We start from the raw sequence: 24991 nt of genomic DNA, 5'->3' as shown, positions 1-24991 counted from the left end.
GTTGAGAAAAACAGATCGTTATCCTGTAAAAGGGGTCAATTCACTGCGGCAAGTCTATCGGACAGTTCCCTTTTTCAAAGTGGTGAAAAACTTCATTTTTATTCAAATGGCAAGGTACACGCCTTTTATGGGAATGAAAAATTGGATATACCGAACCTTTCTTCGTATGAAGGTCGGCGAGGATACGGCGTTCGCCTTAATGGTGATGGTTGATCTGATGTTTCCTGAGAAAATCACTGTCGGTCGAAATAGTGTGATCGGCTATAATACGACCATCTTGTCCCATGAGTATTTGATTAAAGAGTACAGACTTGGGGAAGTCTATATTGGTGATGAAGTTTTAATTGGAGCTAATTCAACTATTTTACCTGGTGTGACCATTGGGGATGGTGCGATCGTATCGGCTGGTACACTTGTTCATAAGGATGTGCCAGCAGGCTCATTTGTTGGAGGAAACCCAATGCGCATGATTTATACGAAAGAAGAAATGGAAGCACGTCAATCTACGTCTGCTGAGTAGCTCGGCAGACTTTTTTGTTGACAATGTGACATGGTGTAACTATAATGATTACAACAGAGGTGAGAAAACATGAAAATCAGCAGCAGATTTACTGTCGCTGTCCATATTCTGGCCTTGCTATCACTTGAAAAAGGATCATTACAGACATCGGAGGATATCGCAGGAAGTGTGAATACAAACCCAGTGGTCATCCGCCGCATTATGAGTAAATTAAAAAAAGCAGGCCTAATCTCAACGAGTCTTGGCAAAGGTGGTTCTCAGCTGAACCGCAGTGAAGACGACATCACACTGCTCGATGTGTATAAAGCGGTTGAAGTCGTGGATGAGGGAGAATTGTTTCAAATTCATGAAAGCCCAAATCCTGACTGTCCGATCGGTGCAAATATTCAAGCGGTGCTTGAATTAATTTTATGCCGCGCTCAAAGTGCGATGGAGCAAGTACTTGCTGAGATCAAATTAAGTGAACTAACGCATGTGCTAATCAAAAAAATTGGATGATCTATTCAATTTTTTTTACCTCTGTTGTAACCATATTAGTTACACCTTTCTTTATCAACATAAAACCATATTGCAGGAGGAGTTAACATGAAAATTGGAATTATTGGCGCAACAGGTAAAGCAGGACAAGAAATTGTGAAAGAGGCTCAATCAAGAGGACATGAAGTAACGGCGATCGTCCGAGATGCACAAAAGGTGACAGATTCATCACTAGCTGTTCTTGAGAAGGATGTGTTTCACTTGCAAGCAGAAGACATCAAAGGCTTTGATGTGATTGTAAATGCATTTGGCGCACCTGCTGGAAAAGAGCACCTGCACGTAGAAGCTGGGAAAAAGCTGATCGATATTTTAAAAGAGGCACCTGAGACTCGTTTGATCGTTGTGGGCGGAGCAGGAAGTCTATTTGTAGATGAGGCGAAAACAACAAGACTAGTGGACACACCAGAGTTTCCTAAAGAATATGCTGCTACGGCTTCACAGCAAGGAGAAAACCTAAAAGATCTTCAACAGACAGAGGGATTAAAATGGACCTTCCTCAGTCCAGCTGCATTCTTTAATCCAGCTGGCAAACGTACAGGTTCTTACGTGAAAGGGAAAGACCATCTGATTGTCAATTCTAAAGGTGACAGCTATGTGAGCTATGCTGACTACGCCATTGCGCTGGTTGATGAGGTGGAGCAGGCAGCCCATGTTGGAGAACGTTTTACCGTTGTATCTGAAGCTGAATAAGCAGTTTCATGACCGCCTAAAAATGATAAATGGGGAGTCTAACGTATGAATGAGCAAGAATTGTCTTTCATCTATGTATGGGATGCATATTGTGGCTGGTGTTATGGATTTTCAAACAGTATCCGCACTTTGCATGAAAATCATCCGGAGATATCATTAACACTTGTGTCGGGTGGTTTATTTGTAGGGGAAAGAAGTCTTCCAATAAAGGATTATCCACACATTTCAGAAGCAAATCAGCGTATTCGTCAGCTGACTGGTGTCGAGTTTGGTGAACGTTATCAGGAGCTGCTAGCAAACGGAACGTTTCTTTTAGACTCTGAGGCTGCGGCCATTGGTTTTTCTGCATTAAGATCCATCGCACCTGAGCGCGCATTGCACTTGGCTTCATCGATGCAAAAGGCTTTTTATCAAGACGGAAAAAGCCTGAGCGATGAAGAAACGTATCGGGAGATCGCTTTGGCGCATCATCTTGATCCTGACGCAGTTATAGAACGCATGAAAACAAAAGAAGCGATGAATGATGCGTATGCCGACTTTGCGAAGGTTCATCAACTTCAGGTGAACGGCTATCCTACACTTTTATTAAAAAGAGGGGAAGAATACTTCAGCCTGGGCGGAGGTGCGATGACAGCTGAAAAGCTTGAAGACCGCCTGAAGGAATTATTAGAAAAATAAATCATTCAAAAACAACCTCTATGCGGATAGAGGTTGTTTTTTTACGCTTTAATGATAATCGCCTGACTGCCCATCTGTTCCCAAGAATCTTCAAACTGATCACGGTCGACTTTTTGATTCTTTTCTCCATAGGGGTTATTCAAGTAGACATGCTCCTTGTCATAGCCTGTGATGACCACGCTATGCATATTAAAGCTTACATTTATTTTGCCATTCGGTGTATTCCAAGTTTCGATGTTATCTGTTTTGTCAAAGGTGGATGTCGTAATCACCCAGACAGGATAGCCCTTTTCAAGTGATTGATAGATGGCCTTTTTAACAGGCTTTCCGGTTAAGTCGACAACTTGATCGCCTGCATATTTTTTCGCAAGCTGATAAATCGGTTCGTGGTAAACACCAAGACCCGGCCCATTCTCCATATCGCCTACAAACCCGTCATGAGGGTCTCCTTTTAAGCCATTTTCATAATTGAGCGGAACTCGTTTTACTTCATTTGCCAACTTGTTTTTCGTTACATGCTCATAGCCGCTGTAATGAAGCAGCATCGCTAAGCTCGTGACTTCGCATCCGTTATAAAGCCTTGGCGCATCCATTTGATTGTAGAGGATGACGTCCATGGCTTTTTTGCTTCCTTTTAATGAATGATGTGTGGTTTCTGCTTTTTTCGTTGAACGAGTTTCTTCAGCTGCAAGTGCCGTATCGTTTTCTTTTGCTGCTTTTTGCGGCGAAGCTGTTTTCTTGACTTGATCGATTTGCGAAACGTATATAAAGCCGAAATAAACAAGACATGCGCACAACAAAGTTAAGATGAATGTCTGGATGAACTTCACTGTTAATCTCCTGTGTTATTCAATATTTTTAAGTATTATAGCACGTTCTTTCTTCGAACATACAGAAAAGGCACAGGTGTCACTTGAATGTAATAATTCCAGAATATGTTGATGAAAATAGGGGGAAATAAAAATGATTGATTTAATCGCTTTATTTTGTTAGCATATTATCATATTAGCGAACTAAAGGATTCGGAATTTTTTGTTTTAATGTGTTGGAGGTGCGGAAGAACATGTTTATGTTTGAAAAACCATATGGTATGCGAGATTCATTACCTGGATTGTATGAGACGAAGAAAAAAGTGAGACATTCTTTAACAGAGGTCATGACTGGTTGGGGTTTCCGTTTGATGGAGACACCAACGCTTGAATTTTACGATACAGTCGGTGTTCAATCGGCGATTACAGATACACAGCTCTTTAAGCTGCTTGATCAAAACGGGCAAACCCTTGTACTGAGACCTGATATGACGGGTCCGATTGCAAGAGTGGCGGCTTCCAAGCTTCACCAGCAGGCGTATCCGCTTCGTGTTGGGTATGCAGCCAACGTGTTCCGGGCGCAGGAAAGAGAAGGCGGAAGGCCGTCAGAATTTGAGCAGGTCGGAATTGAATTGATTGGTGATGGTTCGATTAGTGCAGATGCTGAAGTCATCGCGCTTGCCGTATTTGCCTTAAAAAATGCCGGGCTAAGGTCCTTCAAAATTGCGATCGGGCATGTCGCTTTAGCAGAGACGTTATTTGTCGATGTACTCGGAAATACAGAGCGTGCAAATGTCCTTCGCCGCTTCTTATATGAAAAGAATTATGTGGGATACCGTCAGCATGTGAAACAATTACCGCTCTCCTCCATCGATAAAACGAGGCTGTTACAGCTTTTAGAGTTAAGAGGCGGCCAAGAGGTTATAGGGCGGGCAGAGGAAATCGTCGTTTCACAAGAAGGAAAAGAAGTGCTCGCACAGTTAAAGTCGCTTTGGGAGACACTTGAAGATTACGGCTGTACAGAATATATCCGTTTAGATTTAAGCATGGTGAGTCATATGAGCTATTATACGGGTATTTTGTTTGAAGTATTTGCAGATCATGTTGGGTCGGTCATCGGAAGCGGCGGGAGATATGATCAATTGCTTGCTCATTTTGATGCACCTGCACCAGCTACAGGGTTCGGACTTCGACTAGACCGTCTTCTTGAAGCGCTCGATGCAAAAGAAATTGTTGAGCCGCAGGAGGCTGTGATTTTTAGCAAAGAACAAAGACTGGAAGCTTTTGCTTTTGCAGAAAAGGAGCGGTCAAAAGGGAAAAAGATCGTCCTGCAAGACTTAGCGGGGATTGAAAATATTGACGCGATGACCAAGGCATTTGAGCAGGTGACTTATTTTATCGGCGCTAGAAAGGAAGAGCAAAATGGGTAAAGTGTTGACGATGGCGATGCCAAAGGGCCGGATATTTGAAGAAGCAGCAGGGCTGTTAAGACAGGCGGGGTACCAGCTGCCAGAGGAATTCGAGGATTCAAGAAAATTAATCATTGATGTACCAGAAGAAAACCTCCGCTTTATTTTAGCCAAGCCAATGGATGTGACCACCTACGTAGAGCACGGCGTGGCGGATGTTGGCATTGCAGGGAAGGATGTCATGCTTGAAGAAGCTCGTGATGTGTACGAAGTGCTCGATTTAAACATCAGTAAATGTCATTTAGCTGTTGCTGGCTTGCCAGGAGCGAGCTGGGGGGGTGTCGCACCGCGTGTGGCGACAAAGTACCCAAATGTTGCATCGTCCTATTTTAGAGAGCAAGGGGAGCAGGTGGAGATCATTAAGCTGAATGGTTCCATTGAATTAGCACCGCTCATTGGGCTTGCCGATCGCATTGTGGACATTGTCTCCACAGGTCAAACACTAAAGGAAAATGGCCTTGTGGAAACGGAGCATATTTGTGATATCACGTCACGTTTTATTGTGAATCCTGTGAGCTATAGGATGAAGGATAAGGTGATCGATGAAATGGCGCAGCGTCTTGCAAGAATCATTGAAGGAGAAGGGGAGGAATCATCATGAACATCACCTGCATACAAGAAGGTGAGACAGATACTCTCTCACTCAAACGGTCTTTAGATACAGGAACAGAAGAGCAGCGTCAGGCTGTTCAGCGCATTATACAAGAAGTGAGAACAAATGGTGATGAAGCTGTACGGTCTTTTACAAAGCAATTTGACGGGGTATTGATTGAAGATCCACTTGTTACAGAGGAGGAAATGACAAAAGCCTGTGACCGCTTGGACAAAGAGATGATTCTGATTATCCAAACGGCTATCAAGCATATTCGCACATACCACGAGCGCCAGCTGACCTCTTCTTGGTTTTATCACCAAAAGGATGGTTCAATGCTTGGTCAAAAAGTAACACCGCTTGATGCGGTAGGTGTGTATGTCCCCGGTGGAACAGCTGCCTATCCATCATCTGTATTAATGAATGTGATCCCTGCGCTAGTCGCAGGCGTTGAACGAATCGTACTTGTGACTCCCCCTGGGAAAGATGGCCGTCTCTCTGACGCTGTCTTAGCTGCGGCGAAGGAGCTTGGTATTTCTGAAATGTATAAAATGGGCGGTGCACAGGCGGTTGCGGCACTTGCCTATGGAACGGAAGGCATCAAGCCTGTTGATAAAATCACAGGTCCAGGCAACATTTATGTCGCACTGGCAAAGCGGGAAGTATTTGGTCAGGTAGATATTGATATGATTGCAGGTCCAAGTGAAATTGCAGTTCTAGCAGACGAAACAGCAGTCGCGCATGAGGTAGCGGCGGATTTACTTTCGCAGGCAGAGCATGATGCGCTGGCATCTAGTATTTTGGTGACACCGTCTAAGACACTTGCTGAAAGCGTGCAGGCTGAAGTAAGAAAGCAGCTTGATAGTTTACCGAGAAAATCAATCGCAGCAAAATCTATACAAGATCATGGCCGTATTTACGTGACAGAATCAATCGATCGTGCAGTAGACGTCATCAATCAATTAGCACCAGAGCACTTAGAGGTGCTGACAGCATACCCAGAAGCACTTCTTGGTCAAATCAAGCATGCTGGCGCAATTTTCTTGGGACGCTATAGTCCAGAGCCGGTGGGCGATTATTTTGCAGGACCGAATCATGTGCTGCCAACAAACGGAACAGCTCGATTCTCCAGTCCGCTTGGTGTGACTGATTTTCAAAAGAAAACGAGCATTATTTCATATAGTCAAGAAGCCTTTGAAACACACCGGGAAAGCATTGCGGCTTTTGCCAGATTAGAAGGGCTTGAAGCACATGCAAGGTCGATTGAAGCGAGAAAGCGGGAGGAATCGTAATGAGACAGGCGAAAACATCGAGAAAAACTAATGAAACGAACATTTCATTAGCGCTAGAAATTGATGGAGAAGGAAAAGCGGATATTCAAACAGATGTCCCTTTTATGACGCACATGCTCGATTTATTTACGAAGCATGGACACTTTAATTTGACCGTCGATGCGAAAGGAGATACGGATGTTGATGATCACCACACAACAGAAGATATCGGCATTGTACTTGGGCAAATGTTTAAGGAAGCGTTAGGCGATAAAAAGGGAATTAAGCGGTATGGATCAAGCTTTGTTCCGATGGATGAAACACTTGCCCAGGTCGTGGTCGACTTAAGCAATCGTCCTCATTTGGAAATGAGAGCGGCCTTTCCAAGTCAAAAGGTTGGTACCTTTGATACAGAGCTAGTGCATGAGTTTCTGTGGAAATTTGCACTTGAAGCCCGGATCAACCTTCATGTCATTGTTCACTACGGAACCAATACACATCATATAATTGAAGCCATTTTTAAAGCGATGGCACGTGCCTTAGATGAAGCAACAACCATTGATCCACGTGTGAAAGGAATTCCTTCAACAAAGGGGATGCTCTAATGATCGGAGTCATTGATTACGGAATGGGAAATTTGTTCAGCGTATCAAAAGCACTGGAACGAGCAGGTGCCCGCTATATCGTCTCCTCTGATGTAGAGGAGCTGAAAAAAGCAGATGCTTATATTTTGCCTGGGGTCGGTTCGTTTCATGATGCAATGCAGCTGTTAAAAGAGACTGGACTTGAGGCGTTTATCCATCAAGTCGTAGAGGAAGGAAAGCTGTTATTCGGCATTTGCCTTGGCATGCAGCTGTTATTTGAAGAAAGCGAAGAGGCAGGACACACAAAAGGATTGGGTCTGTTAAAAGGGCGTGTCGTTCTTTTAAAGGATCGTGATCAGGACGGGCAAAGGCTAAAGGTACCTCATATGGGGTGGAATGAGCTCACGTTTCATCAGCCCGCCCCATTGTTTGACGGTGTGCCAGAAGGATTTGCGTATTTTGTTCACTCTTATTATGTGAGTGATATGAATCCAGATGAGCAATTAGCAAGCGCGGACTATGGTGTTCAAGTACCAGCTGTTGTTGGCAAGGGAAATGTGCTTGGAGCACAGTTTCACCCTGAAAAAAGCAGTACAACGGGAATGGCGCTGCTCAAACAATTTATTCAATTAGCAAACGAACAGAGGGTGAACAAATGAGTGAGTTTACATTATATCCAGCGATTGATATGAGAAATGGCAAATGTGTACGTCTTGTGCAAGGAGATTATGATCAAGAAACCATTTATGGAGATTCACCGCTCGACATGGCCGCGCAATTTGTAAAAGAAGGAGCTAAATGGATTCATCTTGTCGATCTAGATGGTGCAAAAGCAGGGAAACGTGTCAATCATGAGCATGTGCTGGCGATTGCTTCCTCCTTAGATGTGAAGGTACAAATCGGCGGCGGTATTCGGTCGGAAGAAGACGTTGCCTTTTATTTAAAGAGCGGCGTAGATAGAGTGATTCTCGGCAGCTCAGCTGTTTCGAACCCAGTCTTTGTGAAAAAAATGCTGGCGCAATATGGAGAGAAAATCGCAATTGGGATTGATGCGCGAAATGGCTTTGTATCGACTGAAGGATGGCTTGAAACGTCTAAAGTGAAGGCAGAGGAACTCGGCAGGGAATTGGCAAAGGAAGGCGCAGAGGTCTTTATTTTCACCGATATTCAAATGGATGGCATGCTGTCTGGTCCCAATGTAGAAAGCACGGTTCGCTTAGCAGAAGCAACCGGCAAACAAGTGATTGCTTCAGGTGGTGTCAGCGCAGTAGCTGATCTTCAAAAGCTGTCAGCGCAAAAACAGTCTGGTGTGTCTGGTGCGATCGTTGGAAAAGCACTTTACACAAAGCAGTTTACTTTAGCAGAAGCATTTGAAGGGCTTGACCGCATATGATGACAAAACGAATCATCCCATGTCTTGATGTGAAGGAAGGGCGTGTTGTCAAAGGGGTGCAATTCCTAGGCTTAAAGGATGCTGGTGATCCGGTCGAATTAGCGCAGACCTATGATGAGGAAGGGGCGGATGAACTTGTCTTCCTTGATATTTCCGCTTCTCATGAAGGCCGGAAAACGATGGTGGATGTGGTCAAACAAGTCGCGTCCACTCTTGCGATACCATTTACGGTGGGAGGCGGGATTAACCACCTTGATGACATGAAGCGTATATTAAGAGCGGGTGCAGATAAAGTATCTGTCAACACAGCAGCTGTGTTAAGGCCGGAACTGATTTCAGAAGGTGCTGACTTTTTTGGCTCCCAGTGTATCGTTGTTGCAATTGATGCAAAATACGATGAAGAGAAAAAAGCATACATGGTCTATACACACGGAGGACGCCGTCAAACAGATTTAGAGGTCAGCGACTGGGCGAAGGAAGCTGTGCAAAGAGGGGCAGGAGAGATTTTGCTGACAAGTATGGATGCCGATGGTGAAAAGACAGGCTTTGATCATCGATTGACAAAGCTTGTATCAGAGGCAGTCAATGTGCCAGTTATTGCTTCTGGCGGCGCTGGCAATGCCCAGCATATGCTCGAGGCCTTTACAAAAGGAGAAGCTGATGCAGCATTAGCAGCATCTATTTTCCATTATAAAGAAACCTCCATTCATGAGGTGAAGACATATTTGAGAGAACACGGGGTGAAGGTCAGATGAAACAGGCAAATGAATTAACCTTTAATGAGGCAGGCCTGATTCCTGCGATTGTACAGGATGCTCAAAGTAAGGAAGTATTGACGCTTGCGTATATGAATCAAGAATCCTATGAAAAAACGCTGGAGACAGGTGAAACATGGTTTTATAGCCGGTCGAGAAACGAGCTTTGGCACAAAGGCGCCACCTCGGGACATACCCAGCAAGTGATTTCTATTCGATATGACTGTGACAAGGACGCTCTGCTTGTCCTTGTCGCGCCAAGCGGCCCAGCCTGCCATACTGGCAGCTATAGCTGTTTTTCGGAAGAAGGCGTGAAGCGCCAAAGCGAAGAGCAGGATCGTTTTGCGATATTAAATGAACTTGAACAGGTCATTGCAAAGCGTCAGGCGGAAATGCCAGAAGGGGCTTATACAACCTATCTATTTGAAAAAGGGGTTGATAAAATCCTGAAAAAGGTAGGGGAAGAAGCATCCGAGGTGATCATTGCAGCGAAAAACCGGGATCAAGAAGAATTGAAATGGGAAACTGCTGACCTCCTCTATCATCTTCTTGTATTATTACGCGAACAGCAATTGCCGCTTGATGATGTATTAAAGGTATTAAAAAAACGTCATCAAGGTGAATGAAAAGCCGGGGGATATCCCTGGCTTTTTTATTTTAAATGAAAAACAAATCCTTCCTTTCTTTTTGTTCTATGTGACGACTGGTGAAGTATGTTATACTACACACGGTACACTGTTCGAAATGGAGGGTATCGGTGAGTAAATACACTTCTCAAAATAATCACACACAAGTCGTCCAGCTATTTCAAGATGGGCATTACTTTTTTCATAAAGGTCTTAAAGCATATAGAGAAAGAAATCTGTCCAGAGCAAGTAAGCTGATACAGCGGGCCATCGTACTTGAGCCTGAAAATGTAGAAATGCTGTCACAGCTTGCCATTATCTATACTGAAATGGGTCATTACCAGCAATCAAACGAACTGCTTGATTTTATCCTTGAACACATCGATGAAAACATGTCTGAGTGCCACTATTTTAAAGCCAATAATTATGCGAATCTCGGACTGTTTCAAGAGGCATATAAATCAGCTACTGCTTATGCCGCGCTGGAAGAGAACGGGGAATTTGCGGATGAAAATGAAGACCTTCTTGACCTGCTCGATATGAGCGACGAAGAGGACGAAGATTTTCCTTATGATCAGGATGACCTGATTATGAAGCAGGATCAAGCAAACCATTTGCTAGAAAGCGGCAGACTCGATGAAGCCATTGAGATGCTGGAACAGATGATTGTTGAGTATCCAGAATTTTGGTCAGCGTATAATAATCTTGCTTTGGCCTATTTTTATTCTGGCCGAATCCATCAGGCGAAAGAAATGTTGAACCGGGTCCTTCTTGAAAATCCCGGTAATCTGCATGCCCTTTGCAATCAGCTTGTCTTCTACCATTATGAGAAAGAAGAAGAGAAGGTCAACATGTTAGCGAAGCAATTAACGCACGTGTATCCAATACTAAGTGAACAGCGTTATAAGCTTGGCGCAACATTTGCCCTTGTGGGAGAATTTGAATGGGCCTTTAAATGGCTTTATTCTTTGTACAAAACAGGTTTTCAGGGAGATAGTACATTTTTATACTGGCTTGCAAGCGCAGCCTATCATACAGGCCACAAAACGCTCGCCCAAACGGTTTGGGATAAGATGGTTGAAGAAGATATCGACGCAGATGAAATCAAGCCGTGGCAGGATAAACCTGAGGAGACTGAGCCAATGGTCTCGATTGAGGAACGGCTGACTGCGTACTATGTCAGTAAACAAAAAGGGGAACGTGACGTTCTGCAGTCTGTCCTTGATGCACGCGCAGCCAAAACAGCCTTTGAACAGCAATTTATAGAACTGCTTTTGTATGAAGATGAAATGAAAGAAAAGTCTTTTTCAGAAGATGCAGTTTTTGCAAAACAAGCGGCATCCAGTCTGGAGGAAGCGGTTCAGCCTGACAGCCATATGCCTTATTTTTGGTTATTCCATATTATTCAGCAGGCACGTGCTTCTGGTATTGATAAGAAAAATGCACCTGCCTGGGCAGCAGCATCTTATTATCTATGGATGAATGAACAAGAAGCAGCTCTCAGCAAAAAAGATGTTGCGTCCGCTTTTCAGATCAGTGTTCAAACACTGTCTAAATACGAACGAGAGATCTGTACGTTAATCGATTAAATTAGGTAAATAGATTCAGAACATCGCAGCATGGCCGAAAAGGTCATGCTTTTTTCTTGGATAAAAAGGTGGGATTTGCAAGGAATTGGCGAAGTATGACAATCACGACATGTTTTTGAAACATAAATGTAATAAAAATATTAGCTCATTTTGTCGATGTCTCATGTATAATGAAACTCGTGGATAAAACAAAGATAGATATTTAAATATTTTACTATACATAATGAAACACCTAGTGATAGAAACAATCTGGTCAACATCTGACTGAACAATCAGGAAGAAAGACATAGAGAGCACAGATTGGTCGCAGAGAATTTGCTGCTTTCTAATGTCGCTTGGGAAATTGTCAAAGGAGGAACTATTCGTGAAAAAGTTTATTACTTTCGGTTTAGCTTCGGTGATCGGAGCGAGCGGTTTATTTATTCCATTTACGCATGAAGCAAACGCACAGAACTTTGAACAAAAGAAACAAGAACTAGACAGCAAGCAGTCTGAGGTAAACAAGAATCTTCAAAAGAAAAAAGAAGAGCTTTCAAAGCTTGAAGCAAAACAAGAGGCACTTGCACAAAAGCTTAAAGATATTGATGAGAAAGCTTTAAAAACAAGTGATCAAATCGAAGAAAAACAAAAAGAAAATGAAAAAACAAAAAAAGAAATCAAAGCATTGAAAAAAGAAATTGCTGATACAGAAAAACGTATTGAGGATAGAAACAAATTCTTGAAAAAGCGTGTACGTGCACTCCAAGAGAGCGGCGGTTCTACGAAATACATAGATGTATTACTAGGAGCAAAAAGCTTTAGCGATTTCATCAGTCGTGCAGGTGCAGTATCTACATTGATCAACGCAGACAGTGAAATCATTAAAGAGCAGGAAAAAGACAAAGCAGAACTTCAAAAGTCTGAAAACGAATTAAACACAAAGCTTGAAAATGTGCAAAACACACTTGCAAAGCTTGAAACGCTTCAATCAGACTTGAATAAACAGCTTGATGAAAAAGACAAGCTATTCAAGCAAGTGAAAAAGCAAAAAGGAAGTGCTTTTTCTGAAATCAGCGAGTTAAACAGTGAGGCTAACAGCATTGCATCTGAAAAAGACGCAACAATCGCTGCTCAAAAACAAGCTGAAAAAGAAGCAAGAGAAGCAGCTCAAAAAGCAAAAGAAGAAAAAGCGCAAAGACAACAGCAGCAGCGTCAAGCTAGTGTTCAAGCGGAAGACAACAGCTCAAATAACGATAGCAGCCCGTCTTCAAGTAACAGTGGATCATCTAATGACAACAATAACAGCAACAGCAGTTCACCAAGCAAGAAGCCATCTTCTGGCGGTGGATCACCTGTCAGCAGTAACGTAGGCGGAATTGAAGGTGCGATCAGCACAGGTTCTACGATTGTTGGACAATCTCCATATAAATGGGGCGGCGGCAGATCACAAGCCGATATTGACGCACGTCGTTTTGACTGTTCTTCATTCGTTCGCTGGGCATTTGCATCAGCAGGCATCAACCTTGGACCAGTTGGCGGTACAACAACAGATACGCTTGTAGGTAAAGGAAGAGCTGTAAGTGCATCTGACATGAAACGCGGAGACCTTGTGTTCTTTGATACGTATAAAGTAAATGGACACGTTGGTATTTACTTAGGAAACGGTTCATTCTTGAACGACAACAGCTCTCGCGGTGTTTCAGTTGACTCAATGAACAACGTATACTGGAAAAAAGCTTTCAATGGCGTTGTAAGAAGAGTCGTTGAATAAATCATTACTTTTTATATAACCGTAAACAGGCTTCCTTAAACAGCAGTTTAAGGAAGCTTTTTCTTTTTTTGAAGATATGAGCAAATGATTCGCTTATTCCCCGCAGATTTAATAGGATATGGGTAAGGAATAAAAGCTAAGAGTGGAAATGATGCTCTCTGTCATGAATGGAAGCATCACCCAAGGGCATTCTAATAAGAAATGCGAGCAGCAATTGAAGAGGGAGTGACAGTTGTGTCAGAAGAAAAAATCTACGATACGATCATCATTGGAGCGGGTCCTGCCGGAATGACAGCCGCTGTTTATACATCACGGGGAAATCTTTCAACATTAATGATTGAAAGAGGAATTCCAGGCGGACAAATGGCGAATACGGAAGATGTCGAGAACTATCCTGGCTTTGAAAGCATTTTGGGGCCGGAACTTTCAAATAAAATGTTTGAGCATGCGAAGAAATTCGGTGCAGAGTATGCATATGGCGATATTAAAGAAATCGTGAACGGTGAAGAATACAAAATCGTCAAAGCCGCCTCAAAAGAATACAAAGGACGCTCTGTCATTATCGCGGCAGGGGCTGAATACAAAAAAATCGGGGCACCAGGTGAAAAAGAACTTGGCGGCCGCGGCGTATCATATTGTGCAGTATGTGACGGGGCTTTCTTTAAAAACAAAGAGCTTGTCGTCATTGGCGGCGGTGATTCTGCGGTAGAAGAGGGTGTGTATCTCACACGCTTCGCTTCTAAAGTAACGATTATCCATAGACGCGATAAACTTCGTGCACAAAGCATTTTACAAGCGCGTGCCTTTGATAATGAAAAAATTGACTTCAAGTGGAACAAAACCGTCAAACAGATCAATGAAGAAAACGGGAAAGTCGGCAGTGTGACATTGGTTGATACGGTGACTGGTGAAGAAGAAGAGTTTAAAACAGACGGTGCCTTCATCTATATCGGAATGCTGCCGCTGTCTAAACCATTTGAAAATCTCGGCATTACAAATAAAGAAGGCTACATCGAGACAAACGAAAGAATGGAAACAAGAGTGGAAGGTATTTTCGCAGCTGGTGACATTCGTGAAAAAACACTTCGTCAAATTGTGACAGCAACAGGTGACGGAAGTATTGCAGCACAAAGCGCACAGCATTATGTAGAAGAGCTTGCTGAAAAACTCAAAGCAACGAAATAAAAGGCTGTCGTAAATCCTTAATATAGCGTCATGGGCTTTTAACTGGAATGTAACACGGGTGAAATAATTTTCCGTTATGATGAAACTAGTAATTGACCCCCTTTTATAAGGAATACATGTTTGGCACGGATGTGAATCCGTGTCCTTTTTTTTGCCTGAAATCAGAAATTCACGAGATGTTCACAAATGACGCATGGAGAACCATTAGATGCTGTAAAATAAAGAGTAGAGAAATTGCCCGTTACACGATTCAAACGAAAACCGGTCTGTTTTCGGGGAAGAACGGGCATGTTCATTGTGGGAGTCAGGTTGAACCTGTATAATAAGTTAAAGACATAAAAGAGTAGGTGACAGCTGATGCAACGAGTAACCAATTGTGTGCTGCATCACGAAGATCAAGTTCTCTTGCTGCAAAAGCCAAGACGGGGCTGGTGGGTAGCACCGGGCGGTAAAATGGAAAGCGGAGAATCGGTCAAGGATTCAGTCGTTCGAGAATATAGAGAAGAAACAGGTATTTATATTTTAAATCCGCAGCTGAAAGGTGTTTTTACCTTTATCATAAAAGAAGGCGATCAAATCGTTCAAGAGTGGATGATGTTCACCTTCATGGCAGATTCATTTACCGGAAAAAACGTAACAGAGTCAGAGGAAGGCGTTTTAAAATGGCATGACGTAAAGGATGTGCCTGATTTGCCGATGGCCCCAGGAGATTCCCATATTCTTGATTTCATGCTTAAAGGAAAAGGACTACTGCACGGCACTTTTACGTATACACCCGACTTTGAGCTGATTGCTTATCGGTTAGATCCTCAGGGAGAATAATACATGAACCGTTTTCATAAAGAAGGAGAGGAAGCAGGCATGAATACACACAAACAAGAAGATATTCAGCTTGTGATTATTACAGGAATGTCAGGTGCGGGGAAAACCGTCGCCATTCAAAGCTTTGAAGATTTAGGCTACTTTTGTGTTGATAACCTGCCGCCATCACTTTTACCGAAGTTCTTAGAGCTCATGAAGGAATCGAATTCCAAGATGAGCAAGGTCGCTCTTGTGATGGATTTGCGCGGACGCGAATTTTTTGACAGCTTAATTGCCGCCTTAGATGAAATGAGTGATCTTGACTGGATCACGCCAAGAATTCTATTTTTAGATGCAAATGATAAGGTGCTTGTCTCAAGATACAAAGAAACGAGACGTTCGCATCCCCTTGCGACAACAGGTTTGCCGCTCGAAGGAATTGAAATGGAGCGCGAGCTGTTAGAGGAGCTAAAAGGCCGGTCTCAAATGATTTTTGATACATCGGATTTAAAACCGAAACAGCTGCGAGAAAAAATTGTCACGCATTTTGCCACCAATCAAGGACAGGTGTTTACAGTAAATGTGATGTCCTTTGGTTTTAAATACGGCCTGCCGATTGATGCTGATCTTGTCTTTGACGTGAGATTCCTGCCGAATCCTTACTATATTGAGAGCATGCGTCCACAGACTGGAAACGATGAAGAAGTGCGCTCCTATGTGATGAAATGGAGTGAAACGCAAAAATTCACAGAGAAATTAATCGATCTCCTCAGCTTTATGCTTCCGTCCTATAAACGGGAAGGAAAAAGCCAGCTTGTGATTGCCATCGGCTGTACAGGCGGACAGCATCGATCTGTGACACTGGCCAACTATTTATCGGAGTATTTTAAAAACGATTACTATACACATGTCACTCACCGGGACATTGAAAAGAGAAGCAGAAAATAGATGACGACACTACCAAAGGTGGTCATTCTTGGCGGGGGCACTGGCTTATCTGTTTTGCTCAGAGGGCTTAAAACGAAGCCAGTGGACATTACCGCTATTGTAACGGTTGCTGACGACGGAGGCAGCTCAGGCAGACTGCGGCATGATTTGAATATTCCCCCTCCAGGAGATATTCGAAACGTCCTTGCGGCTCTCTCTGATGTGGAACCGCTAGTAGAAGATCTATTTCAGCACCGTTTTAACAAAGGGAATGACTTAACAGGCCACTCACTCGGCAACCTCATTCTTGCGGCCATGACAAATATAACCGGTGATTTTTTTCATGCCGTCACTGAAATGAGTAAGGTTTTAAATGTGAGAGGAAAAGTATTGCCAGCAGCAAATTCAAGTGTTGTTCTTCATGCTGAATTAGAAAATGGGCAAATGGTGACAGGAGAATCGAAAATTCCCACCTATGGTGAGCGAATCAAACGAGTGTTCCTCACACCCGATACGATTGAACCGCTGCCAGAATCCATTCAAGTCATTCGGGAGGCGGATTTGATCGTCATTGGGCCCGGCAGCCTGTATACAAGTATTTTACCAAACTTGCTTGTCCCGCATATTGGAGAAGAAGTGATTCGCTCTAAGGCGAAAAAAGTATATATTTGCAATGTCATGACGCAGCCGGGGGAAACGCTTTCCTACAGTGCAGCTGATCATGTTCAGGCATTAAATGATCATATGGATCGTCCATTTATCGATACGATTTTTGTGAACAATAAAGAAATTCCAGAAGAAATCAAAGCAAAATATGCAGAAGAACAGGCACAGCCTGTCCAATTCGACACAGATGCACTGAAAGCAATGGGACTAGAAGTGATTCCTGGAGAAATCATTACATATGACCAGCATGTCATTCGTCATGACACGCTGAAAGTAGCCTCGCTGCTTGTCGACCTGCTGCATCAGAAAAAATAGGAATGGGGGTGGCAAGGATGTCATTTGCATCCGAAACAAAAAAAGAGCTGACTAATCTGGACGTGAAGGACTGCTGCACAAAAGCAGAGCTTTCTGCCCTCATCCGTATGAACGGTTCATTATCTTTCTCTAATCGAAAATTGATTTTAGATATACAGACAGAGAACGCAGCCATTGCAAGACGGATTTATACGCTGCTCAAGAAGAAATACGATGTGACAGTCGAACTGCTCGTCCGTAAAAAAATGAGATTGAAAAAGAATAACGTGTATATTGTCAGACTGGTAGAACGAGCGAGAACCATTTTAGAGGATTTAAAAATATTAGGTGAGCAATTTGTATTTGAGCGCAATATTTCAGAAGAGCTTGTGAAGAAAAGATGCTGCAAGCGCTCCTATATGAGAGGTGCTTTTTTAGCAGGCGGTTCTGTGAATAACCCAGAAACGTCCTCCTATCACCTTGAGATTTTTTCACTATATAAAGAACATAATGATGCCCTTTGTGAGCTGATGAATCAATTTCATCTCAATAGTAAAACACTTGAGCGCAAAAAAGGGTACATTACGTACATGAAGGAAGCAGAAAAAATCACGGAATTCTTAAGTGTTGTGGGCGCTCATAACTCACTGCTCCGCTTTGAAGATGTGCGGATCGTCCGAGATATGAGGAACTCCGTCAACCGGCTCGTCAATTGTGAAACAGCAAACTTGAATAAAACGATTGGTGCATCACTGCGTCAGGTCGAGAACATTCAATTCATTGATGAAAAAATTGGACTTGATGCCCTGCCGGAAAAGCTTCGTGAAATTGCCAAACTGCGAGTCGACTATCAAGAGGTCACGCTGAAGGAACTTGGAGAAATGGTAGAAAGCGGAAAGATCAGCAAGTCAGGGATTAACCACCGTTTAAGAAAGCTAGATCAAATCGCAGAACAATTACGAAACGGACAAGCTGTTACACTCAAATAGGAGAATGAAAAAGGGAGGCAGATCATATGGTGGAAAAAACGGTCACCATCCAGCTGAAAACAGGCTTGCAGGCACGTCCAGCTGCTTTGTTCGTACAAGAAGCCAATCGCTTTGGTGCTGATATTTTTCTAGAGAAAGATGGGAAAAAAGTCAATGCGAAAAGCATTATGGGTCTCATGAGTCTTGCGATCAGCTCTGGGGTTACTGTCACACTGATTGCAGATGGTGCGGATGAGCAAGAAGCCATTGAGGCGTTAACGGATTTTATCAATCAAGAAAACTGAGTCTCTTCAAAGGCTCAGTTTTTTTAGGAGGGAATGTCATGATTCAATCAGCTTTTTTACAGAAGATCGAATATGAAGGCCAGTCCATCACCTTTGATGACTTGCCTGTAGTATTAAAAAAAATGGCCTTTACCTTTCCGTTTGAAAATAGAGCTGTTCTGAACAAACAATCCTACGCTTTGAATCAAGAAGGGTTGAAGCAGCATCTACTTGAAGGAAACAGAGGAGGTCTTTGTTACGATCTCAATCCTCTCTTATACTATGTGTTAAAAGAGGCTGGGCTCTCTGTACAGCTTCTTCAAGGAACAGTGTATATCAAAGAAGCGGATACGTGGGCCATTGATGGCACGCATGTAGCCATCATGTTGAAGCATCACAACGAACGCTTTCTCATTGATGCGGGATTTGGTGTGAATTTACCTCTCCAGCCTGTGCCTTTTACAGAAGATTGGGTGGAAGGACCGTCTATTCGGTTTCGCGTCAAAGCAAAGGAAACCGAAAAAGGGACACATCTGCTCCAATTAGATAAAGGAGATGGCGCTGAAACAGGCTATGCGTTCACTTTGAACGAGGTGGATGAGGATGCATTGTGCCAATTGAGACACGAGATTTATGAAAATGAATCCTCTACTTTTAACAAAAGACCGCTTGCCTCAAAGCTCACGCCAACAGGACGTGTGGTCGTTACTGAGGATCATGTCACCACACATGAGCATGAAGAAGTGTCGAAAAAGCCGCTTCCGATTCCTTTTGAGGATTATGTGAAAAAGCTTATACCGTAAACCACCATACGAAAAGACAGCCCTAGATCAAACGGGGCTGTCTTTTTTATTGATTATCGAATACGTGTGAAAGTCGCGTAATGGTCTGTTGTTTTGTAAATGAGCCAGTCGCTTGAATACACAAGACGGTCAGCATTGCGGAAGCCTGAAACGTAGTTGATGTCTGCCTCACGCCATGTTCGGCCGCTTGCTGAAGGAAGACGTCCCTCCCGGTTTGAGAAAATATCTCCACCAATGCTTTTACCTGGAGCCACCTCGGCTAGATTTCCCTTAGATGCCACCCATCCGAGAGCACTTGCTTGTGATTTTGTAATGTAGTTATCAGGCAGTCGTTTGTAGCGAATTAAATAATCTGCTACACCATCAAATGTATTAATGACGGCAAGGGTACGCACATCCGGCGTGAGCTGAATAGAAGCAGTTTCAGTTGTGGCTGTTGGTGTAAGAGGTGTTTCTGCATGAGCTTGCTGCGGGACAAATCCAGAAAACAGAATAGCAGCGATCAGAGCGAACATAGTAAAAATCGAACTTAATCTTTTCATCTTCATCCTCCTATTAAGGAAATCGGATGCCGTCCTCTTGATGCTTGTCTAGCTCATATTATAGCACCCGAACATAAAGGAAATGTAAAGAATCAGGATATTTGCTAAAATGAGTCTTTTCTCCTGATGTCTCCTAAAAGAAATAAATAAAAAGACGCAGTTTCTGCGTCTTTCAGCGTGTAGACAAACCCTCGCATTCTTTGTCAGTCCTGCGCGCTGGTGCTCACGAATGTCAAATTCGCTCCGCAAAAGTAGCCGTCCTTCCTAGACTGCAAAGGTTTTCTATCACGCTGAAAAGAAGACAAAGAGCTAAAATAAAGATCATTTTAGCCCTTTGTCAACAATCTGAAAGACGCAGTTTCTGCGTCTTATCTGTTCAAGATGAAGCAAGCTCCTTCACAACATCAACAGGCGCCTTCCCATCTATTCCATGAATCACATTATGAATGGCTCGTTTCAGCATGAGATCCCTTGTTGTTTCAGTAGCGGAACCGATGTGAGGGGCTAAGGTGACATTATTCATCTCTTTGAAAGGATGATCCTCTTGAAGCGGTTCCTGCTCATACACATCAAGACCAGCGCCTTTGATCCATCCCTCCTGAAGTGCTTGAATGAGGCTTTTTTCATCCACTGTTTTCCCGCGGGAAATGTTTACAAATAAAGCCGTTTGCTTCATTAACTTCAATTCTCGTTTCCCTATCATATGATATGTTTCCTCGGTCAGCGGTGTAATCAACACGATGATATCAGCTTGTTTTAAAAGATCATCAAGTGCACAATAGACAGCGCCATACGCCGTTTCAGCCTTTTCATTCCGGCTTCGGTTATGATAAAGAACGTTCATATCAAAACCATGTGCTGCCCGTTTGGCCACTTGTTCTCCTATACGTCCCATGCCAATAATACCGAGCGTTTGGTGATGTACGTCGATGCCAAAGATCTCTTCCTCCTGTACGAATTTCGTCCATTTTCCTTCACGGATAAAACGGTCAAGCTCGGCGATTCTTCGCGCAGAGGAGAGAATGAGCGAAAAGGCAAGGTCAGCCACGGTATGATCGAGGGTATAAGGAGTGTGCGTACCAATCACGCCTCTTTGCCTCATCGCTTCTATATCGAAATTGTCATAGCCGACAGAGTTATTACTCACCACCTTGAGTTTTGGTGCGTGATCTAACAGCTCTTGATCGATTTTTGTTCCAGACGTTAAAAGACCATCAGCGTGCTGCAGCTTCTCAAACAAAATGTCTCTTGGAATAGGGTCTTTGGATTGCCATATCTCGTATGTACAATGTTCCTTTAGCATTTCTTCAAAAGAGGCAGGTAAGGGTTTGGCGACAAAAATGTGTGGTGTCACAGTCAATTCGCTCCTTTCACATGGTCATCTTACTCCTTTTATTATATAGCAACGATTTCGGCAGAACACGTTTGAATGTTAGCAGCTCAATATTTAATATACTGAAATAACGGTAAAGAAAGACATTTTCTTAGTGAAAAAGTAGATTCTTATGCCATCTGATGCATTTTTTATCTATATAAAAATAAGCTGATAGTAGATGATACATGTGAAATTGCAAAATTTTACGAGAGATTATCTGACAAACTGGAAAATAGATCGAGACTTTTTGGTAGAAAATTTATTATATTTGAAATGTATTAAACGGGATGGTCATTTTCTACTAAACCATTTTATTGTCTTTTGGTGTGATGAGAACAATAGATTGAAAACAAACCCGCGAAGCCGTTGGGATGCAGCGTAAAATAGAGAAAATGATGATATTTCTTCTCATCGTTTTCTCATTTTTTTCTTTTTTTTCTATCATTTTTCTTCTCTATTCTTGAGAACACAAGAAAGAAAAGGAGGACAGGCACGAGCTTACGTTACTTAAAAAAAGATGGGAGATGGCAAAATGGAGTCAAAATTAGAACAGATTCTTCGGCACAATTCAGAGTTTGTGAATAAGAGACATTATGAGCCTTACAAAGCGGGGAAATTTCCTGAGAAAAAACTGGTTATTTTAACGTGCATGGATACCCGTCTTTTGGAATTATTGCCGCAATCTATGGGACTGCGCAACGGGGATGCAAAAATCATTAAGAATGCAGGCGCCATCGTGACACATCCGTTCGGCAGTGTGATGCGGAGTATCCTGCTAGCCATCTATGAACTAAAGGCAGAGGAAGTATGCATTGTAGGGCATCATGAATGCGGAATGGCAGGTCTTGCGGCGGACCCTTTACTTGAAAAGGCGAAAGCACGCGGAATCGAAGAGAAATGCTTAAGCATTGTGAAAAACTCAGGAGTTGATTTAAAGGGCTGGCTGACAGGCTTTGATTCAGTTGAAGAGAGCGTGGCCCAAAGTGTGAAATTAGTGAAAGAGCATCCACTGATGCCAAGTGATGTGGCTGTTCATGGACTGGTGATTCACCCAGCAACAGGAAAGCTGGATGTCGTTGTGAAAGATAAACTGATTGACCCGCAGTATATCTAAATCATCTACACATACTTGAAGGAGGCCAACACATACCATGCGTTTTTATGGAAGATTTGAAGGGTACAATTCATCAAAGTTTAGACGCGATTTAATCGCTGGGCTTGTCGTGGGGGTTGTGGCAATTCCTTTAGGCATGGCATTTGCCATAGCATCTGGTGTCGGACCAGAATATGGATTATATACAGTCATCGTTGCCGGCATTTTGATTTCATTGTTTGGTGGTTCAAAGTATCAGATCGGCGGGCCGACCGGGGCGTTTGTTCCCATTTTATTCGGGATCGTCAGCCAGTACGGTATTGAAAACTTGCTCATTGCCGGTTTTATGGCAGGCTGTATGCTTGTATTATTCGGAATATTCAAACTAGGAAAGCTCATGAAATTTATTCCTCGTCCGGTTATCATCGGTTTTACTGCTGGCATTGCTGTCATTATTTTTTCAGGACAGATTGCCAACTTCCTCGGATTAAAGGGTGTTGAAAAACATGAAAGCTTTTTCCTCAATATGAGAGAAATCGTGGTCCATCTTGGGACCTCAAACAGTCTCGCCATCATCACAGCCGTCATCGGGCTCATCGTGATTTTGGCGGCACAAAAATACATTCCCAAAATACCTGGTGCTCTATTAGGTCTATTGGCTTCTACGTTTCTAGCCGTTCTCTTTTTTCAAGGACAAGTTGAAACGATTGGCTCTGCATATGGTGAAATCCCTCGTCAGCTGCCAACCTTCGCTTTTCCTGAATTGACGATTGAAAAAATGATATACCTCCTGCCTCCAGCAATTGTCATTGCGCTTTTAGGCGGCGTGGAATCGATTTTATCCGCAATGGTCGCTGATAATATGAAAGGCTCTAAGCATGACAGCAATAAAGAGCTTGTGGGGCAAGGAATTGCCAATATGGCGGCACCGCTTTTCGGAGGAATTCCAGCGACGGGAGCTATTGCCCGAACGGCCACGAACATAAAAAATGGCGGGGCAAGTCCGATTTCTGGTGTGGTGCATGGCGTTGTCGTCTTGCTGATCTTAATGGTATTTGCGCCGTATGCGTCGATGATTCCACTTGCTGCAATGGCACCGATTTTAATGTTTGTTGCTTGGAATATGAGTGAGAGAAAAGAGTTTATCAATATTTTGAAAGTGAAAAATGCTGATTCGCTTGTACTGGTCGTGACCTTCCTGCTCACAGTCATCGGTGATTTGATTATTGGCGTCACTGCTGGTCTCATTTTAGCGTTTATCGCCTTTATCAAAAAAATGAGCCAGACGACCAATATTCATACCAATGTCGCTGTTCCTCAAATGGAAACAGCAGCTGCTTTAGAAAAACAGACAGAGGAGAAAGGGATCAGTATGTATTCCATTGAAGGGCCGCTCTTTTTCGGAACAACAGATTCATTAGAAAATTCGATATTGGATCATGTCCAAACAAAACCGAAAACGCTCATTCTGCTTATGAATAAAGTCAATTATATGGACACATCGGCAGAAGCGGTTCTAATGAATATCTCCAATCGGTTAAAGCATCATAATGGAAAGCTGATGATCGTTGGACTTCAATCACAGCCTAAGGAGCTTTTGCATCGAACGGGTCTATTCCATCATATCGGAAAACAGCATTTCTTTGAACGAACGGATGACATCTCACCACAGCATCTTTAAGGCGTAAAAAACACGTGACAGCTTGGTCACGTGTTTTTTACTGGCTCTTTTTCTCCAGAAAAGCGTTTGTTGAGTTTTTGTTGATGAGCGCTGAAGACCTCTTCTACTGTGACATCATATTGATCCGCTAAAATGAGGAGATTTGCTAAAACATCTCCCATTTCTTCAATGAGTTCTTTCTTAAGCTCAGATGATTCCTGTCTCTGCTCATCAGGCCGGTCTCGTCCGATTTCTATTGCTCTAACAGCGCGAGCGAGTTCTCCCGTTTCTTCCATTAAGAAGCCTAACCGGATAAACGGTCCGTATTCTGTCCAGTTTCTCGTTTGATAAAAATCCTTGATCCACTTCTCCATCTCAGTTGTTTGCATTCTCTCTATACAGCTCCTTATATGGTGTTCACTCTTTTGATTTTACACTATATATAGAAGAAACGGCTGTTTCTTTACAAATCATTATAGTAGAATGAGTGGGTGAAGAAATCATAGAGAGAGATGGAGCTGTTTTGATGAAAACGATTTGTGTGTTTGCTGGTTCGAATCCAGGTGTAAATGATGTCTACAAACAAAAGGCTGTAGAGCTGGGTGCTTATATGGCGAAGCAGGGCATTCGTCTTGTTTACGGCGGATCGCGTATTGGGTTAATGGGCGCGATTGCCGATGAGGTCATGAGACATGGCGGGCAAGTGATCGGGGTCATGCCTAAGGGACTTTTTAGAGGAGAAGTCGTGCATCACGAGCTGACAGAGCTAATTGAGGTAACAGGCATGCATGAACGAAAAGCGAAAATGAGCGAGCTGGCCGATGGGTTTATTGCGATGCCAGGCGGCTTTGGTACATATGAAGAATTATTTGAGGTGCTGTGCTGGGCACAAATCGGCATCCATCAAAAGCCGATTGGATTGTATCAAGTGAATGACTACTTCAATCCGCTCATAGACATGGTGAAATTCAGTGTACAGGAAGGGTTTTCGAATGAATCACACCTTCAATTGTTACATGCTTCGAGTGAACCGGAGGAACTAATCACGCAGATGGCTTCTTATCAAACACCGTCTCTTCAGCAGAAATGGACGGAGCTGTCTTAAAGTATGATGAAAACAAAAAACCGTC

28 protein-coding genes are annotated in these 24991 nt (G+C 43.1%); 24 read left to right on the top strand and 4 right to left on the bottom strand.

Annotation, left to right across the window (positions count from 1 at the left end; translation table 11 throughout):
• The first annotated feature begins 1 nt into the window (after position 1).
• The 4 genes from NSU13_RS16080 to NSU13_RS16065 all read left to right on the top strand — a co-directional run bounded on the left by NSU13_RS16080 (position 2) and on the right by NSU13_RS16065 (position 2425).
• Positions 2 to 520, top strand: a complete 519-nt coding sequence (locus NSU13_RS16080) for an acyltransferase (protein WP_024423568.1) — start codon at positions 2 to 4, stop codon at positions 518 to 520.
• A gap of 69 nt (positions 521 to 589) precedes the next feature.
• Positions 590 to 1018, top strand: a complete 429-nt coding sequence (locus tag NSU13_RS16075; protein WP_024423567.1) for an Rrf2 family transcriptional regulator — start codon at positions 590 to 592, stop codon at positions 1016 to 1018.
• A gap of 87 nt (positions 1019 to 1105) precedes the next feature.
• The gene (locus NSU13_RS16070; RefSeq protein WP_061110127.1) at positions 1106 to 1747 is read left to right on the top strand and encodes an NAD(P)-dependent oxidoreductase; all 642 of its coding nucleotides are present in this window, start codon (positions 1106 to 1108) and stop codon (positions 1745 to 1747) included.
• Positions 1748 to 1792: 45 nt separating this feature from the next.
• On the top strand, positions 1793 to 2425 hold the full coding sequence (locus NSU13_RS16065) for a DsbA family protein (protein WP_342489628.1): 633 nt from the start codon (positions 1793 to 1795) through the stop codon (positions 2423 to 2425).
• A 41-nt stretch (positions 2426 to 2466) separates the two neighbouring features.
• Here the strand turns inward: NSU13_RS16065 and NSU13_RS16060 are convergent, their stop codons facing one another.
• Complete coding sequence (locus NSU13_RS16060; protein WP_034281042.1) at positions 2467 to 3255, bottom strand: C39 family peptidase; 789 nt, start codon at positions 3253 to 3255, stop codon at positions 2467 to 2469.
• A gap of 233 nt (positions 3256 to 3488) precedes the next feature.
• Between NSU13_RS16060 and NSU13_RS16055 the strand changes: the two genes are divergently transcribed.
• The 17 genes from NSU13_RS16055 (at position 3489) to NSU13_RS15975 (ending at position 19191) form a co-directional block, all read left to right on the top strand.
• A complete protein-coding gene (locus NSU13_RS16055; protein WP_034281040.1) occupies positions 3489 to 4664 on the top strand; it encodes an ATP phosphoribosyltransferase regulatory subunit in 1176 nt (391 codons plus the stop codon).
• Complete coding sequence (gene hisG, locus NSU13_RS16050) at positions 4657 to 5304, top strand: ATP phosphoribosyltransferase (protein ID WP_034281039.1); 648 nt, start codon at positions 4657 to 4659, stop codon at positions 5302 to 5304. Before NSU13_RS16055 ends, hisG begins: the two co-directional genes overlap by 8 nt.
• Positions 5301 to 6587, top strand: a complete 1287-nt coding sequence (hisD, locus tag NSU13_RS16045) for a histidinol dehydrogenase (RefSeq protein ID WP_342489627.1) — start codon at positions 5301 to 5303, stop codon at positions 6585 to 6587. Before hisG ends, hisD begins: the two co-directional genes overlap by 4 nt.
• Positions 6587 to 7171 (top strand): imidazoleglycerol-phosphate dehydratase HisB, encoded by a 585-nt coding sequence (gene hisB / locus NSU13_RS16040; RefSeq protein WP_041115604.1) that lies wholly within the window; start codon positions 6587 to 6589, stop codon positions 7169 to 7171. Before hisD ends, hisB begins: the two co-directional genes overlap by 1 nt.
• Entirely contained in the window at positions 7171 to 7809 is a 639-nt protein-coding gene (hisH, locus tag NSU13_RS16035; protein ID WP_041115605.1) for an imidazole glycerol phosphate synthase subunit HisH, read from the top strand. The genes hisB and hisH overlap by 1 nt, the downstream gene beginning before the upstream one ends.
• Positions 7806 to 8543, top strand: coding sequence for a 1-(5-phosphoribosyl)-5-[(5-phosphoribosylamino)methylideneamino]imidazole-4-carboxamide isomerase (gene hisA, locus NSU13_RS16030; protein ID WP_034281035.1), 738 nt, complete (start codon positions 7806 to 7808; stop codon positions 8541 to 8543). The genes hisH and hisA overlap by 4 nt, the downstream gene beginning before the upstream one ends.
• On the top strand, positions 8540 to 9298 hold the full coding sequence (gene hisF, locus NSU13_RS16025; protein WP_070326053.1) for an imidazole glycerol phosphate synthase subunit HisF: 759 nt from the start codon (positions 8540 to 8542) through the stop codon (positions 9296 to 9298). Before hisA ends, hisF begins: the two co-directional genes overlap by 4 nt.
• Positions 9295 to 9924 (top strand): bifunctional phosphoribosyl-AMP cyclohydrolase/phosphoribosyl-ATP diphosphatase HisIE, encoded by a 630-nt coding sequence (gene hisIE / locus NSU13_RS16020; RefSeq protein ID WP_041115607.1) that lies wholly within the window; start codon positions 9295 to 9297, stop codon positions 9922 to 9924. Before hisF ends, hisIE begins: the two co-directional genes overlap by 4 nt.
• A 131-nt stretch (positions 9925 to 10055) precedes the next feature.
• Positions 10056 to 11513: a tetratricopeptide repeat protein gene (locus NSU13_RS16015; RefSeq protein ID WP_342489626.1), complete on the top strand. Its 1458-nt coding sequence runs from the start codon at positions 10056 to 10058 to the stop codon at positions 11511 to 11513.
• Between the two features lie 364 nt (positions 11514 to 11877).
• A complete protein-coding gene (locus NSU13_RS16010; RefSeq protein WP_340890696.1) occupies positions 11878 to 13263 on the top strand; it encodes an NlpC/P60 family protein in 1386 nt (461 codons plus the stop codon).
• Positions 13264 to 13497: 234 nt separating this feature from the next.
• The gene (trxB, locus tag NSU13_RS16005) at positions 13498 to 14448 is read left to right on the top strand and encodes a thioredoxin-disulfide reductase (RefSeq protein ID WP_342489625.1); all 951 of its coding nucleotides are present in this window, start codon (positions 13498 to 13500) and stop codon (positions 14446 to 14448) included.
• A 357-nt stretch (positions 14449 to 14805) separates the two neighbouring features.
• Entirely contained in the window at positions 14806 to 15270 is a 465-nt protein-coding gene (locus tag NSU13_RS16000) for an 8-oxo-dGTP diphosphatase (protein WP_034281027.1), read from the top strand.
• 39 nt (positions 15271 to 15309) lie between these two features.
• A complete protein-coding gene (gene rapZ / locus NSU13_RS15995; protein WP_034281443.1) occupies positions 15310 to 16197 on the top strand; it encodes an RNase adapter RapZ in 888 nt (295 codons plus the stop codon).
• Positions 16198 to 17157, top strand: a complete 960-nt coding sequence (locus NSU13_RS15990; protein WP_034281026.1) for a YvcK family protein — start codon at positions 16198 to 16200, stop codon at positions 17155 to 17157.
• A gap of 17 nt (positions 17158 to 17174) precedes the next feature.
• Complete coding sequence (gene whiA, locus NSU13_RS15985; RefSeq protein ID WP_034281025.1) at positions 17175 to 18125, top strand: DNA-binding protein WhiA; 951 nt, start codon at positions 17175 to 17177, stop codon at positions 18123 to 18125.
• Between the two features lie 26 nt (positions 18126 to 18151).
• Positions 18152 to 18409: an HPr family phosphocarrier protein gene (locus NSU13_RS15980; protein ID WP_024423549.1), complete on the top strand. Its 258-nt coding sequence runs from the start codon at positions 18152 to 18154 to the stop codon at positions 18407 to 18409.
• A 38-nt stretch (positions 18410 to 18447) separates the two neighbouring features.
• Positions 18448 to 19191 carry an arylamine N-acetyltransferase gene (locus NSU13_RS15975; RefSeq protein ID WP_342489624.1) on the top strand — a complete coding sequence of 248 codons (744 nt, stop codon included), beginning with the start codon at positions 18448 to 18450 and terminating at the stop codon, positions 19189 to 19191.
• A gap of 53 nt (positions 19192 to 19244) precedes the next feature.
• On the opposite strand, the gene NSU13_RS15970 is transcribed toward NSU13_RS15975, so the two are convergent.
• Together NSU13_RS15970 and NSU13_RS15965 are read right to left on the bottom strand one after the other, a co-directional pair.
• On the bottom strand, positions 19245 to 19733 hold the full coding sequence (locus NSU13_RS15970; protein ID WP_041115611.1) for a ribonuclease: 489 nt from the start codon (positions 19731 to 19733) through the stop codon (positions 19245 to 19247).
• 376 nt (positions 19734 to 20109) lie between these two features.
• Positions 20110 to 21087 (bottom strand): D-glycerate dehydrogenase, encoded by a 978-nt coding sequence (locus NSU13_RS15965; RefSeq protein WP_034281023.1) that lies wholly within the window; start codon positions 21085 to 21087, stop codon positions 20110 to 20112.
• A 553-nt stretch (positions 21088 to 21640) separates the two neighbouring features.
• On the opposite strand from NSU13_RS15965, the gene NSU13_RS15960 reads away from it, so the two are divergent.
• A complete protein-coding gene (locus NSU13_RS15960) occupies positions 21641 to 22222 on the top strand; it encodes a carbonic anhydrase (protein WP_034281442.1) in 582 nt (193 codons plus the stop codon).
• Between the two features lie 37 nt (positions 22223 to 22259).
• Complete coding sequence (locus NSU13_RS15955; RefSeq protein ID WP_034281022.1) at positions 22260 to 23882, top strand: SulP family inorganic anion transporter; 1623 nt, start codon at positions 22260 to 22262, stop codon at positions 23880 to 23882.
• Between the two features lie 26 nt (positions 23883 to 23908).
• On the opposite strand, the gene NSU13_RS15950 is transcribed toward NSU13_RS15955, so the two are convergent.
• A complete protein-coding gene (locus tag NSU13_RS15950) occupies positions 23909 to 24250 on the bottom strand; it encodes a MazG-like family protein (RefSeq protein ID WP_034281021.1) in 342 nt (113 codons plus the stop codon).
• 137 nt (positions 24251 to 24387) lie between these two features.
• Here NSU13_RS15950 and NSU13_RS15945 point away from each other — a divergent pair, with 137 nt between their 5' ends.
• Entirely contained in the window at positions 24388 to 24966 is a 579-nt protein-coding gene (locus NSU13_RS15945) for a TIGR00730 family Rossman fold protein (RefSeq protein ID WP_034281020.1), read from the top strand.
• The last annotated feature ends 25 nt before the right edge of the window (positions 24967 to 24991 follow it).

It is taken from the genome of Bacillus sp. FSL M8-0049 (genome assembly GCF_038593355.1).
Classification (GTDB): domain Bacteria; phylum Bacillota; class Bacilli; order Bacillales; family Bacillaceae; genus Bacillus; species Bacillus safensis.
The sequence above is the reverse complement of the archived record's forward strand: the minus strand, read 5'-3'. Positions and strand labels throughout refer to the sequence as shown.